This is a genomic window from Nitrococcus mobilis Nb-231, assembly GCF_000153205.1.
Classification (GTDB): domain Bacteria; phylum Pseudomonadota; class Gammaproteobacteria; order Nitrococcales; family Nitrococcaceae; genus Nitrococcus; species Nitrococcus mobilis.
In genome coordinates, this window is the sequence record NZ_CH672427.1 from 1,524,691 (window position 1) to 1,536,968 (window position 12,278).

Annotated in this window: 16 protein-coding genes; 6 read left to right on the forward strand and 10 right to left on the reverse strand. The window is 57.2% G+C overall.

Translation table 11 applies throughout. The features are described 5' to 3' along the window. Positions 1-169: 169 nt before the first annotated feature. A complete protein-coding gene (locus NB231_RS07050; protein ID WP_005001000.1) occupies positions 170-2,137 on the forward strand; it encodes an acetoacetate--CoA ligase in 1,968 nt (655 codons plus the stop codon). A gap of 121 nt (positions 2,138-2,258) precedes the next feature. After that, positions 2,259-2,747: a cyclic pyranopterin monophosphate synthase MoaC gene (moaC, locus tag NB231_RS07055; RefSeq protein WP_005001002.1), complete on the forward strand. Its 489-nt coding sequence runs from the start codon at positions 2,259-2,261 to the stop codon at positions 2,745-2,747. A 6-nt stretch (positions 2,748-2,753) separates the two neighbouring features. Here moaC and NB231_RS07060 read toward each other — a convergent pair whose 3' ends face one another. From NB231_RS07060 to NB231_RS07070, 3 genes are all read right to left on the reverse strand, one after another. Next, positions 2,754-3,080, reverse strand: a complete 327-nt coding sequence (locus tag NB231_RS07060; RefSeq protein ID WP_005001004.1) for a 4a-hydroxytetrahydrobiopterin dehydratase — start codon at positions 3,078-3,080, stop codon at positions 2,754-2,756. 132 nt (positions 3,081-3,212) lie between these two features. Then, a complete protein-coding gene (mazG, locus tag NB231_RS07065; protein ID WP_005001007.1) occupies positions 3,213-4,016 on the reverse strand; it encodes a nucleoside triphosphate pyrophosphohydrolase in 804 nt (267 codons plus the stop codon). Positions 4,017-4,051: 35 nt separating this feature from the next. Then, on the reverse strand, positions 4,052-4,744 hold the full coding sequence (locus NB231_RS07070) for a glutathione binding-like protein (RefSeq protein ID WP_005001009.1): 693 nt from the start codon (positions 4,742-4,744) through the stop codon (positions 4,052-4,054). 124 nt (positions 4,745-4,868) lie between these two features. Here NB231_RS07070 and ispG point away from each other — a divergent pair, with 124 nt between their 5' ends. Continuing rightward, complete coding sequence (gene ispG / locus NB231_RS07075; RefSeq protein ID WP_040663479.1) at positions 4,869-6,116, forward strand: flavodoxin-dependent (E)-4-hydroxy-3-methylbut-2-enyl-diphosphate synthase; 1,248 nt, start codon at positions 4,869-4,871, stop codon at positions 6,114-6,116. Position 6,117: 1 nt separating this feature from the next. Here the strand turns inward: ispG and fdxA are convergent, their stop codons facing one another. From fdxA to NB231_RS19515, 6 genes are all read right to left on the reverse strand, one after another. Continuing rightward, on the reverse strand, positions 6,118-6,444 hold the full coding sequence (gene fdxA, locus NB231_RS07080) for a ferredoxin FdxA (protein ID WP_005001012.1): 327 nt from the start codon (positions 6,442-6,444) through the stop codon (positions 6,118-6,120). Beyond that, the gene (locus tag NB231_RS07085) at positions 6,441-6,932 is read right to left on the reverse strand and encodes an Rrf2 family transcriptional regulator (protein WP_005001017.1); all 492 of its coding nucleotides are present in this window, start codon (positions 6,930-6,932) and stop codon (positions 6,441-6,443) included. The genes fdxA and NB231_RS07085 overlap by 4 nt, the downstream gene beginning before the upstream one ends. A gap of 243 nt (positions 6,933-7,175) precedes the next feature. Continuing rightward, positions 7,176-7,433 carry a transposase gene (locus NB231_RS07090; RefSeq protein ID WP_232210409.1) on the reverse strand — a complete coding sequence of 86 codons (258 nt, stop codon included), beginning with the start codon at positions 7,431-7,433 and terminating at the stop codon, positions 7,176-7,178. 356 nt (positions 7,434-7,789) lie between these two features. Further along, a complete protein-coding gene (locus tag NB231_RS07095) occupies positions 7,790-8,182 on the reverse strand; it encodes a VOC family protein (RefSeq protein ID WP_005001022.1) in 393 nt (130 codons plus the stop codon). Between the two features lie 528 nt (positions 8,183-8,710). Then, a complete protein-coding gene (locus NB231_RS07100; RefSeq protein WP_005001024.1) occupies positions 8,711-9,190 on the reverse strand; it encodes a hypothetical protein in 480 nt (159 codons plus the stop codon). Between the two features lie 687 nt (positions 9,191-9,877). Further along, entirely contained in the window at positions 9,878-10,003 is a 126-nt protein-coding gene (locus NB231_RS19515; protein ID WP_005001026.1) for a hypothetical protein, read from the reverse strand. On the opposite strand from NB231_RS19515, the gene NB231_RS19520 reads away from it, so the two are divergent. From NB231_RS19520 to NB231_RS07110, 3 genes are all read left to right on the forward strand, one after another. Next, positions 10,002-10,166 (forward strand): hypothetical protein, encoded by a 165-nt coding sequence (locus NB231_RS19520; protein ID WP_005001027.1) that lies wholly within the window; start codon positions 10,002-10,004, stop codon positions 10,164-10,166. The genes NB231_RS19515 and NB231_RS19520 overlap by 2 nt on opposite strands. Positions 10,167-10,238: 72 nt before the next feature. Beyond that, the gene (gene rnk / locus NB231_RS07105) at positions 10,239-10,652 is read left to right on the forward strand and encodes a nucleoside diphosphate kinase regulator (RefSeq protein ID WP_005001028.1); all 414 of its coding nucleotides are present in this window, start codon (positions 10,239-10,241) and stop codon (positions 10,650-10,652) included. A gap of 138 nt (positions 10,653-10,790) precedes the next feature. Beyond that, complete coding sequence (locus tag NB231_RS07110) at positions 10,791-11,882, forward strand: class I SAM-dependent methyltransferase (RefSeq protein WP_040662021.1); 1,092 nt, start codon at positions 10,791-10,793, stop codon at positions 11,880-11,882. Between the two features lie 68 nt (positions 11,883-11,950). Here the strand turns inward: NB231_RS07110 and NB231_RS18460 are convergent, their stop codons facing one another. Further along, positions 11,951-12,220 (reverse strand): hypothetical protein, encoded by a 270-nt coding sequence (locus NB231_RS18460; protein WP_005001030.1) that lies wholly within the window; start codon positions 12,218-12,220, stop codon positions 11,951-11,953. Positions 12,221-12,278 lie beyond the last annotated feature (58 nt).

Sequence of the window (12,278 nt, forward strand, 5' to 3'; positions counted from 1 at the left end):
TGCGGCCCGCCTTCACAGAAACGTTGCCCTGATCCCAAAGTGGTTCCAAGCAGCGCCATTAAGCCAACGGTAGGTCTGTTATACTGAGTTGTGCCGATCGGCCCCTGAGCCACCCAGTGCAGCGCCACCCAACCTACTGCGCACGATTTTCGTGATTCGAGAGCTAGCCATGAGCGCGGATGCCCCGATTCTCAGACAATCTACGGCGCGCGATCTCCAGCACAGCAATATGGCGCACTACCAACATTGGCTCGAGGCGCGCGGCCATGGGCCCTTCCAAGATTATCAAGCGCTACACCAGTGGTCCGTGCGCCACCTCGAAACCTTCTGGGAAAGTATCTGGGAGCATACCGGCGTCATCGCCAGCCAACGCCACAGCCAGGTGCTTGGCAAGCGCGGCATGCCCGGAGCCGAGTGGTTCCCTGGAGCGCAGCTGAATTTCGCCGAAAATCTGTTGCGCGAGGCGCTGCATGGCGACCCCGACAAACCCGCGATCACGGCGGTATCCGAATCCCGGCCTCGCCGGCAACTAAATTATGGCGAGCTGTATGACGCGGTCGGCGCCTGGCAAGGCTTTCTACTGCAACAAGGCGTGCGGCCAGGGGATCGGGTCGCGGGCATCGTTGCCAACACCCCCGAGGCGTTGATCGCCATGCTGGCCACCACCAGCATCGGCGCAGTCTGGTCGTCGGTCTCACCGGAGTTCGGAGTCAACGGCATTCTGGATCGCTTCGGGCAGATCGAGCCGAAACTCCTAGTGGCCGACAACGGCTATCGTTACGCTGGCAAGTCCTTCACCCGCGTGGATCAGGTGCGGACTCTGCAACGGCGAATGGCCTCGGTCGAAACGGTGGTGTTGATCGACAACCTACCCGATGCGCCTTGCCCGAAAGAATCGAAACACGTGCGCTGGGAGAATGCCTTGGCCGCGGGCCGCGGTCATCGTCTCACCTTTGCGCAGTTGCCCTTCGATCATCCACTCTACATCCTCTATTCCTCGGGCACCACCGGGGTGCCGAAGTGCCTCGTCCATGGCGCCGGCGGGATCTTGCTGCAACACAGCAAGGAGCTGTTGCTGCAGGGTGACATTGGACCGCGTGACCGGTTTTTCTATTACACAACCACAGGCTGGATGATGTGGAACTGGCTTGTCTCCGGGCTGCTAACCGGGGCGGAGCTGCTTCTCTTCGACGGCTCGCCGAGCGATCCCAGCTTGGATGTTCTTTGGACGCTCGCCGAGCGCGAGCGAATCACCCATTTCGGCACCAGCGCCAAGTTCCTGGGCAGTTGCCGCAATGCCGAGCTGAGGCCCGGTCAGACGCACGATCTCGAGCGGCTCCGAGTCATCTTCTCCACCGGTTCGCCGCTGCTGCCCGAGGATTTCGATTACGTCTACCAAGCGATCAAGGCCGATGTGCTGCTCGGCTCGATTTCCGGCGGAACCGATATCGTCTCTTGTTTCGTGGGCGTCAGCCCGACCCTGCCGGTTCGCCGTGGCGAGATCCAATGCAAGATGCTGGGCATGGACGTCAAGGCTTTCGATCCGGCCGGCCACGAGATAGTAGGGGAACCCGGCGAACTCGTATGCACCCAACCGGCGCCCAGCATGCCGGTCAAATTCTGGAATGATCCCAGCATGGTTCGCTATCGCAGCGCCTACTTCGCGATCTACCCAGGGGTCTGGGCCCAGGGTGATTACATCACCTTCTATCCGCACGGCGGCTCGACGATCCATGGCCGCTGCGATGCCACGCTCAACCCAGGCGGCGTGCGTATCGGAACCGCAGAAATTTATCGGCCGGTGGAGACAATCTCGGAAATCGCCGATAGCCTCGCCGTAGGACAACCCTGGCAGGGCGACGTACGCGTGGTCTTGATGGTCGTACTCAATGAAGGCCACGCGCTCAGCGACGAGCTCAGGCACAGGATACGCCAACGCATCCGCGAACAGGCCAGTCCGCGGCATGTACCGGCGAAAATCATTCAACTCGACGAGATCCCCTATACTCGCAGCGGCAAAAAAGTCGAGCTCGCCGTCGCCAAGCTGCTGCGCGGCGAGACAATCGCCAATCGGGCGGCACTCGCCAACCCCGACTCGCTTGATAAGATAGCCGCCCGCGAAGAACTGTTTAAGTAACTAGGGCCTGTTGACGATCACCCGCGGCGTCGCGTGGCTGCCCAAAATGCGGACAGCCAAGGCGCGAGCGGCTACGGCCCGACGACGGATCTAAGGCTTTAACCGAAAACGGAGGAGAAACATGACCGAGCTTACCCATCTAAACACCCGGGGCGAGGCCCATATCGTCGACGTGGGTGCCAAAGAGCGTACCCACCGCATTGCCATCGCCGAAGGACAGATTCATATGGCGGCGGATACGCTGGCGAAGCTGCGCGCCGGAGACCTGCGCAAGGGGGACGCGCTCGGTACCGCCCGCGTTGCCGGAATCATGGCGGCGAAACGCACCTGGGAGCTGGTGCCGCTATGCCATCCCATTGCCCTTACCCACATCGACGTAGAGCTGAGCCTGCAAGAAGACCCACCCGCTGTCCGTTGCCAAGCGCGTACCGAAACCGTCGAGCGCACCGGCGTGGAAATGGAGGCCATGACGGCCGTGCAAATCGCGCTGCTCACGATCTACGATATGTGCAAGGGCCTCGATCGCGGCATGATCATCGGCGAGGTGCAGCTGTTGCATAAAAGCGGTGGGCGCTCCGGTACTTGGGAACGCCCCACCGCACCGGGCTAGCCGAATTCAGTCCGGCTGGTCGATTTTCGCGGCGACAATAAAGTCGTTCTCATGCAGGCCGTTGATCTTATGGGTCCAAAGCTCGATCTGCGCATGGCCCCACCCAAACCGGATCTCGGGATGGTGCGCTTCCTGTTCGGCCAGCCCACCCACTTTATTAACAAATGCAAGCGCTTGCACGAAATTTTTAAACTTATACTCGCGCTGGATGCGGCGCCCATCCTCGGATAGCTGCCAGCCGGGAATTTCACTGAGGTAGCGCTCGGCGTCCGCTCGGGACAGGGGATCGACGCCGCCCTTACAGGGTACACAGGTTTTGGCGGCCAAACTCATAATAGGTATCTCCCTTGCAGAACCGGTGGAATGCGTCGGCCGGCGATTGCTTCACCCACCGCCGTCTTGTCTTGAGGTTAGGATTAAATCATCGGATTTCAATAAGCCCCGGCATGAACCGGAGATGACCGATCAGCGCTCCAGTTCTTCCCGTTTAGCTTGCTGCCAAGCGGACTCTAGCGTCTCAAGATCGGCGCTTGTCGCGTCAATGTCGGCCTCGCACAGAATCGCTTCCAGCCGCCGGAAGCGCCGTTCGAACTTGGCGTTGGTGTGCCGCAAGGCCGCCTCGGCATCCACCTGCAGGTGACGAGCGAGATTGGCGCAGGCGAACAGAACATCACCGAGCTCGTCCTCCAGCCGATCCTGCCCGGCCCCAGCATCAAGCTCGACCTCGAGCTCGGCGAGCTCCTCGTGAATCTTCTCCAGAACCGGTTGCGGTGCATCCCAATCGAACCCGACCCGGGCCGCACGCCGCTGCAGTTTGACCGCACGCGGCAATGCCGGCAGCGCGCGCGCGACGCCATCCAGTGCACCCGGCGGCGCGGCCCCGTGCGTTTGCTTGGCGCGCCGCTCCTCGGCTTTGATCGTCTCCCAGCTCCGGTGCTGCTCCGCCGCATCCGGCCGTGCGGCGGTGCCGAACACGTGGGGATGGCGACGCACGATCTTAGCCGCGATCGCGGCCACGACTTTCTCGAAGTCAAAAGCACCACGCTCTTGCGCGAGTTGGGCATAGAAGACCACTTGAAACAGAAGATCTCCGAGTTCATCACACAGCTCCGTCAGATCGCCAGATTCGATGCTCTGCGCGACCTCGTAGGCTTCCTCCAGCGTATGCGGCACAATGCTCTTGAAATCCTGCTCGAGATCCCAAGGACAGCCCGCAACAGGATCCCGCAGCCGTGCCATCAACGTAAGCAGTTGCTGCATATCGGCCATATCGTTTGCTCGTCCGACCAGCCAGCCGCCCGGTCTCAGTGGCGTTGGTATTGGCGCTCACCGAAGAGCACCTGCTTGGCCTCCTCGTCGAAACTCTTCTGCTCGCAATCGGCGAGCACGCTCAAGCCCCGCTCCACGGCCGGGCGCTGCACGATGGTATCGAACCAACGCTTCAGATTCGGGTGCTCGATCAAATCCTGACCCTGCCGCTCGTAGGGGCGAATCCACGGAAACGCGGCGATATCGGCAATGCTGTACTCCGGCCCCGCTAAGAACGCCTCCTCCCCAAGTCGCTGGTCCAGCACCCGGTAGAGCCGTGTGGTCTCGTTGGTATAGCGGCTGATCGCATAATCGATCCGCTCCGGGGCATACTGGCGAAAATGGTGCGCCTGGCCCAACATGGGTCCCAAATTGCCCATCTGAAACATCAGCCACTCGATGGCCCGATAACGCTCGCGTGACTGGCTCGGCAACAGTCGTCCGGCCTTTTCGGCCAAATAGATCAGGATCGCCCCAGACTCGAACAGAGAAAACGGTTCATCGCCGGGACCCTGCCGATCCACTATAGCCGGAATTTTGTTGTTGGGACTGATGCGCAGGAATTCTGCCTCGAACTGATCACCCTGGCCGATGTTCACCGGATGGATGCGGTAGTCCAAGGCCAATTCCTCGAGCGCGATGTGCACTTTATGGCCGTTCGGCGTGGACCAGCTATATACATCGATCATTAGTAACGCTCCTGCAAACCAGCGCGCCCCGGCGGCGCGCCGTCGTGAACCCAAACGCGGGATGGATTATCATAGTCCGGCGTTTTGCAACGCCCGCCAACCCAACTATGAGCCGGACAGCATTATGACCGAAATCCCTGCCTATAAGCGCCGCCTCAGCGTACCCGCGAACATCGGCGGAGTCATCGTCGGTGGCGATGCCCCCCTGGTCGTCCAATCGATGACCAACACGGACACTGCCGATGAGGTCGCCACCGCGGTCCAGGTTGCTGACCTGGCACGGGCCGGCTCTGAGCTGGTGCGCATCACGGTGAACACCGAAGACGCCGCCGCGGCAGTCCCCGGCATCCGCCGACGGCTCGACGATATGGGCATCCAGGTTCCTCTGATCGGGGACTTCCATTTCAACGGGCACAAGCTACTCACCCGCTATCCGAGCTGTGCCGAGGCGCTGGCGAAGTTTCGGATCAACCCCGGTAACGTAGGCAAGGGTAGCCGGCGCGATCCTCAATTCGCAACCATGATCGAAATTGCGAAAGACTACGGCAAACCCGTGCGTATCGGCGTGAACTGGGGCAGCCTGGATCAGGATTTGCTCTCCCGTATGATGGACGATAACGCCCGTCGCCCCGATCCCCAAGGCCCCGCCGCGGTCATGAAAACCGCTTTGGTCCGCTCCGCTCTGGACAGCGCCGAGAAGGCCGAAGCCTTAGGATTGGCGCACGAGCGCATCGTCCTATCCTGCAAAGTAAGTGGGGTGCAGGATCTGGTCACCGTTTACCGTGATCTGGCGAGCCGCTGCGATTTCGCGCTGCACCTCGGACTCACCGAGGCGGGTATGGGGTCCAAGGGCATCGTGGCCTCCACGGCGGCATTGGCGCTGTTGCTGCAGGAAGGCATCGGCGATACCGTGCGCATCTCCCTCACACCGCAGCCAGGCGAGTCCCGCACCCGCGAGGTCATCGTCGCTCAGGAGATTCTGCAAACCATGGGGCTGCGTGCCTTCACCCCACTGGTAGCCGCCTGCCCTGGTTGCGGGCGTACCACCAGCACCTTCTTCCAGAGCCTGGCGGCCGATATTCAGCACCATGTGCGCGAGCGCATGCCGCAGTGGCGGCGTGAATACCCCGGCGTGGAACAGATGACCCTCGCTGTGATGGGCTGCGTGGTCAACGGGCCCGGTGAAAGCCGCCATGCGAACCTCGGCATCAGCCTTCCCGGGACCGGCGAGAAACCCGTCGCGCCAGTCTACGAGGATGGCGAAAAAACCGTGACCTTACGCGGAGACAACATTGCTGAGGAGTTCAAAACGATTGTCGAGGCGTACGTCCGGCGCCGCTACGGCCGGTCGGACAGCCCCACGGCCAACTGATTCAAGGCTCCTCCAGATAGCGCAGCTTATCCGTCGCCTCACGCCACTCCTCGGCATCGGCGGGCGCTGGCTTGCGTCGGGTGATGACCGGCCAGGCGCGCGCGAGTTGCGCATTGAGCTCGAAGAATCGCTCTTGACCCTCGGGCAGGCGGTCATCGGCATAGATCGCCTCTACCGGACACTCCGGCACGCAAAGGGCACAGTCGATACATTCATCAGGATCGATCACGAGGAAGTTGCGGCCTTCATGGAAGCAGTCCACCGGACAGACCTCCACGCAGTCGGTGTACTTGCAGCGGATACAGCGCTCCGTGACGACGTAGGTCATCGCGCCCTAGCCACTGAGTTGCCATCACAGCCGCTCCGCATGGCAAGTGCGCCGCACACGTCACAGCGCCACCTGCCGCCAGCGTATTGACGGGCAAGTGCCGCACGAATCTGCGGCCGCTGCACGAAATCGGCCAGGGTCACGCCGCGCAGAAAAGCGTCGATCCGCTGAGTCAGTCGGCTCCAAACGATACGGTCGAGCGTCGATGTGTACTGACGCCCACCGCGCCCATCCTCCATGAGCGCGATCACCTCCCCCACCGAGATGTGCTCCGGAGAACGGCCGAGCCGATAGCCGCCGCCCGGCCCCGGAGTGCCTTGGACCAGACCCGCACGCCGCAAGCGGCCGACGATCTGCTCCACATAGGACATGGATATTCCCTGGCAAACCGAAATCTCGGCAAGCGGCACCGGCCCCGCTTGATTATGGATAGCCAGATGCATGAGCGCGCTCACAGCATACCGGCTCTTGGTGGATAGGCGGATCATGATTAAGAATAGTTTAACGCCCCACGGGCATTAGTACACCGTTCGCAAAATATCGTCAGCTACCAACGCCCTATTGTTGTAGGCGCGCGCATTGGTTACGATGCATAAGGGCTGACCTTCTGGGTGATGGGTGTTTGTTTGGCGACTAAGACTTTATCACCCAGGTCAGCCTTTTTCTCACCCTTTCAGGTACTTGCCCTTAAGTAAGTGCCATTCACCACCCACACCAAATTTGTGAATCGATCAAGTTAGATTGCTATACATGCTACAGCGTGCCAGATGCTCGTCCGCCTCTATGGCGGTGGCATGATAGCGGTCTTCCCAATAGGCACCCCGTCGTTGTTTTCTCTGGTTATAAGCTTGCGCGGCACGTCCGGCAATCAATTTGCCTGCTCTTTGCGATTTCTCCGTGGCCCGGCCCTGCGTCAGCCAATGAATGTGGTTGGATGTGACGATAAAATCCAGGACGCAGAGTCCGAACCGTTGGCGGGCTTCGAACAACCAGCGACACCACAATCGGCGGTTCCGTGCGAATTTGAGCAGAAACTGCTGGTGATGGGACCGTGGGTAGCCCCCTCGCGCCGTTATTCTTATTAGTGCCAGACACGGTTCGGCGAACATGCGATTCTTTACCATAGCGTATCCGAAGCAGGAACACCCGTGCCATATGCCATGCAAGAACCGAATTGTGGGTAACGATGTCGGGCTTCAACTGGTAGCGGACGTTCCTGTTCAGCGTAAACGATAAACACTTTTTTGCAACCGCCGGACCAGGGAGCAGGCCGCTCTTGTACGAGTACAGTCCCTATCCTACGCTAAGCCATTTTCAAAACTTTGATTATAAAATTAAAGGAACATTACTCCTGCGGTTCAGGCTCGTCTGCGGGAAAATCCAATTCAACTCTGGCGCCATCCGGGTCATGGCAAAACAACTGCCAGACGCCCAGTTCTTTTATACGGTTCAGCTTGTATGCGATACCATGTTGTTTAAGCGTATCTATCGTCGACTGCAGGCCAGTGGCGGTAAACGCCATATGGTCAATGACACCGGACGCATTTTCCGGCATCGGCCGCTCGGCTATAATGTGGAGTATGGGGTATTTTTGATCTGCCGCATAAAGCCAGGCGCCAGTGGATTCCATAGGTGGGCGGTAACCTTCCAGCAAGCCTAGCACTCCTAGATAAAAAGCTTTAGTTTTCCCAAGATCGCTGCTTATAACAGTAAAATGATTCATGCCTTCGATTGCCATTGCGCTTCCTCTTTCTCGTTGTTTAACGTTTACTTACCCCAGCTGTCAAAATATGCTCAACAATAAACATTGCCTGTTAACCTTCCTCAGCCGCCAGGCGGACGAACGCATGGTCCATACAGACGTAGATTAGACGCATAGGTAGCCTAAAGATAGTTCATAGGCATGACAAAAAAAGAAAAATAAAAATATATTTTTTGCCCTTATAATTCAGCTTTTAAATATCAGGAAATCATTAGTTTATCATTTACCCGAATTCGTGATGATCTCTCGTATGGTGGTAGAATAGGATGTTCCATGACGGTCACGCGCGCTTCATCTGGCCTAAATCGGCCCTATGATACAGGTTAAGAGGTCTACCCTGAGTTTGCCACACTCGGCAAGGCTGCCGTTCCAGGCACGAGGCGGCATCGGCACGAGCGAACCTCGTCCAGCAATTCTAACCGCCCCGGGATTCCCAGAGACTGTTTTATCCCGAGGCTGGGGTCTCCGGGAATCCCCGACTAGCTCATTCCAACAAATTTTATACTAATAGACAAGGGGAATATTGGCTGCTAGATCGAACTTAATAGCAGACCGTATTTTTCTTTCCATTTGCAGGTAACGAGCCACTTTAGCCGCCGGAAGAACTTTAATCATTTTTTCTGCATACTCTCGACGCGTTCTGGCTTCTGCACCTTCAATATTAAGCGACTCATTCATCAATTTTTTTGCAAGCCTATCAGGAATGGCCCCTTTATTGTAGGCATCAGCATACTCATTTATGATTTCTTTCAATTGGGAGTTGAAACGATCTAACTCTTTTTGATAGCCTTCATAAAGCGGCCAAAAATCTTTAGATTCACTATCCGTCAAATCCATATTGCTGGCTATTATGTATTTCTTATCTGCCTTCGCTTTATCGATCAGAATTTGCATATTGGTGTTTTTGCTTTCTGCATTTTCTGCATAGGCAGGCATCATCCCCACGAGAATCGCAACCATAGCAAGTACGAGAAAATGTTTCATGTGACCATACCCGTTATTATGAGTGTAAGTGAAAATAAAATTATTTGCACCTGAGCTCCAGCATAATATCAAAACCCTAGCACCTCCGTAAGCCTTTTAGCGTAAAACCGATTTTCTATAAATTTAACGCAACTGATTACATCATATCAGGATAAGCATGGCTCTCAGTTCCATTGCAGCACCTCTACGAGGCAGTTTCACCACTCCGTCGTGTTATCCTACGAAGGTGAGATGCCGGTAACCACCGGTTGCGTTATGTTCAGGGGAACCATGATTTACTCCGCTTATGCTTCGACTGTTCGTCAATCTCACGGCTCAGCACCAGCAGGCGCAAAGTATGAGACATCTATAGATTATAGCCGACGGCGCTTTTATCGAATGAATCAGGGTTTTCCCAGGAGAGGCTTGGCTAGTAACGACATAAATATCATTTTATCTAGCTTGGAATTCAGCATGGCGCCTCACGTTCCATCTCAAATCAATCAGAGAAGAATTTAGATTAACAATATTTGATATTCATAACTGGATATATAGGCTTATATTGCGGCAACTATTAAAATAGATCAAACAATTATAACTAACTGGTTTATATCTCTGATTTTTATACTAATTTTTTATTGGTGACGGGGCATTTTAGACACTAAGCCGCCTTCTCAAGGCCGGCCGCACCGGCACCTCGCTTATACACTATTGTGCGAAGAGCGCCGATAACACAATGTGAGGTATAACCGACAGGAAAAGCGTCTCCCAGAGCACGGTGATCGCCAACAGCCCCAGCAGCAGCCCGATGATCGGTGTGAACGCGAAAACCATGATCGCATCGTTCCAGGCGACCCGGGTCAGCGTGAAGTTGACATCGCCGCTGGCTCACGAAGAACGAAACAACGTTGCCGTTATCGGTGCAAGCGCAGAGAATCTGCGAGAGCTTACTATCAAGATGGGTTGCACCGTGCAAGACGGGGTGTGCCGTCAGTGACGGTGCCCAAGCACGCGGCGGAGAGGCAAGCAAGCCACTGCAACTCCTCCCCCTGAATGAAACGAGGAACACGTGAATAAGAAACCCCAGATCATACTGACATCACAGGATCTAGATCGGCTCGAGGCCCTACTCGATTCGATCCCAGACAACGCATTCCCCGGCAAAGCCGCGTTGCAAGCGGAACTTGACCGCGCCGAGGTTGTACCGCCCGAGCAAGTGCCACCCTCGGTGGTAACGATGAATTCAGCCGTGCGTTTTTCCATCGAGAATTCGGGCGAAGAATTTTGCCTGACTTTGGTATATCCAAAGGATGTCGGCGGTAACGCTGATCGAATTTCTGTCCTTGCACCAGTAGGCAGCGCCCTCCTTGGGCTCTCGGTTGGAGACGAGCTCGAGTGGCCGCGTCCAGGTGGCGGCGTGCTGAGAGTGCGGGTTGTCGAAATCGTCTATCAGCCGGAGCAGGCGGGCGATTTTCATCGCTAGCTGGCAAGCCCCGGGTTGCCCACACAGCGCCAGGCCGGTTCGGGCAATGAGCATCGTTTAGACTATCAAACCAGCAAAAGCGTCTCCTATAGTAAAGAAATGGGACTGGCAAGCACCGTCGCGCCGGAGGACACAGTTATGTCTGAAGCGAATGTTGGAGCCGACTTCGATAGCCAGCAAGCCGATGCCTTCGCAGGCAATCTCCTTGAGACGCTCAACCGTGGCGCCCTTTGCCTGATGGTCTCGATCGGCCACCGAACCGGGCTGTTTGATGCCATGCGCGATCAACCGCCGCTATCTTCCTCGGAGCTGGCTGTCAGGGCCGGGCTCAACGAACGATACGTGCGTGAATGGCTGGGCGCGATGGTTACCGCAGGGGTGGTGGAATGTAGCGGTTCGCCGCCGCAGTTTCACCTGCCCGCGGAGCACGCCGCATTTCTCACCCGTGCCGCCGCGGCCGATAATGTCGCTGTGTTCGCGCAATACATTGCGCTGCTCGGTTCAGTCGAGGACGATATCGTTGAATGCTTTAGAAACGGCGGTGGCGTGCCTTACGCGCGCTTCCCTCGCTTTCATGAGGTCATGGCCGAGGATAGCGGCCAATCGGTGCTCTCGTCGCTGGAGTCTCACATCTTGCCGCTGATTCCCGGCTTGATCGATCGCCTTAACTCCGGCATCAAAGCGCTCGATGTGGGTTGCGGGCGGGGCCGCATCGGCCTGCGGCTGGCCGAGCTGTTCCCCAACAGCCATTTCGTAGGGTTCGACCTTTCTGAGGACGCCATCGCTGCCGCCCGCCAAGAGGCCACAGACAGAGCACTTACCAATATCATATTCCAAGCGGCGGATCTCAGCGATTTTCACGAATGCGCAGAAACCGGCGCCTACGACTGGATCACCACCTTCGATGCCATCCACGATCAGGCGCAACCGTTGAATGTGCTAAAAGGCATTCACCGCGCTCTGCACGGAAACGGGGTTTATCTGATGCAGGACATCAAGGGCTCGAGCCAGGTTCAGGGCAACATCGGCCATCCCATCGGCACATTTCTCTACACTGTATCCTGCATGCACTGCATGACCGTGTCACTGGCTCAGGACGGCGAAGGTCTGGGTGCTATGTGGGGCGAGGAGAAAACCAGGGAGTGCCTGCTCCACGCAGGCTTCCGCTCGGTTGAGAAACACGAGCTGGAACATGATTTCCAAAATAATTGGTATGTAATACGCAAGTGAGGCGGTATCAACGCCTGCAGCCTCCAGCAACTCGGCAATCTCCTCACGAACTCCTTAAAAGTGAGCGATCATGCGAACATGGCACGCAAGTCTACCGTGGAATGCTGACCAAGCCGCTCAAAGTGCTGAGCCAACCATTGGCTGGCGGCACGATAGCCCATGCCGTGCAGCGTTCGCAGAAAGTCCCACTCGGTATTGAGTTTGCTGGAGGCATCCAAAGACTTGAGCTCGGCTTCTCCGTCGATGCGGTGGATCAACATTCGCTTGTAGCGCACCGGGTCTAAGTGTCCCTCGTCGAGCTGCCGGCTCACGAACTCGATGGCTCGCAGTTCGCCCATCAGCTGCTGTTGAAGGTGATCTCGTTGAGGCGGTCCAAGATATCCCGAGCGCGCCTAG